This is a genomic window from Dankookia rubra, from assembly GCF_004355005.1.
Classification (GTDB): Bacteria; Pseudomonadota; Alphaproteobacteria; order Acetobacterales; family Acetobacteraceae; genus Paracraurococcus; species Paracraurococcus ruber_A.
This window is the reverse complement of the sequence record NZ_SMSJ01000290.1, coordinates 1-1056: the sequence shown is the minus strand read 5'-3', so window position 1 is coordinate 1056 and position 1056 is coordinate 1. Positions and strand designations below refer to the sequence as shown.

1 protein-coding gene is annotated in these 1056 nt (G+C 68.7%); it reads left to right on the top strand.

What is annotated here, in order from left to right; genetic code table 11:
- Window positions 1-231 precede the first annotated feature (231 nt).
- On the top strand, window positions 232-1056 hold an 825-nt coding region (locus E2C06_RS36610), incomplete at its 3' end, for an IS1380 family transposase (RefSeq protein WP_133293407.1).

Sequence of the window (1056 nt, the reverse complement as noted above, 5' to 3'; positions counted from 1 at the left end):
AGGCCTCGTCCACCTTCCAGGGCCGAAAGCTCTTCGTCATGCCGCCGAGCGAATCACCGCACGATCCGCCTGTCGAGCCTCTTCAGCCGTTACGTGGACGAGCTCCTAGCCGCTCTTATTCATCACGGGCCTACGGTGCGGCTGGCGGGCGTGGCGTAAACTGCTGATTGCGTTTACGGATTTGGGTGTCGAGACCAACCCGCAGCATCATCAGGCCGCGCCACACCCGCCATGGATGACAATACGATCGAGCCCTTCGGCTTTCCACCGATCGGCCGCAAGAAGGTGGCCTCCGCCTTCGACGGCGGGCGGCTGACCTCGGATGGCGGCGTGCTGCTGCTGGCCGCGGCCGAGCGCCAGCTCGGTCTCTGCGACCGGCTGGCGGCGTTAATCTCCGACCCGCGCGACCCGTCGCGGGTGGTCCACCCGCTGGCCGACATCCTGCGAGCCCGCATCCTGGCGATCGCCTGTGGCTACGAGGATGCCGACGATCTCGACCATCTGCGCCAGGATCCCTGCTTCAAGCTGGCTTGTGGCCGCCTGCCCGACACGGGGCGGGATCTGTGCTCGCAGCCGACCATGTCGCGCTGGGAGAACGCGCCCTCCCTGCGCGAGGTGATCCGGCTGATGCGGGCCATGGTCGACTTCTACTGCGCCAGCTACCCGAAGCCGCCCGCCGCCGTGACGCTGGACATCGACGACACCGTGGACGTGGTGCATGGGCGCCAGCAGCTGTCGCTGTTCAACGCCCACTACGACGAACGCTGCTTCCTGCCGATCCACGTCTACGACACCTCGACCTCCCGCCCGGTGATGGTGCTGCTGCGGCCGGGCAAGACGCCGTCGGGCGCGGAGGTCCGGGGCCATCTGCGCCGCCTGGTCCGGCAAATCCGGCGCCACTGGCCGAGTACCCACGTCACCCTGCGCGGCGATGGCCACTATGGCCGCCCGGAGGTGATGGCCTTCTGCGAGGCCGAGGGCATCGACTACGTCTTCGGCCTGCCGACCAACGCCGTGCTGCGGGCCGCCGTCGAGGACGCGGCCGACGACGTGCGG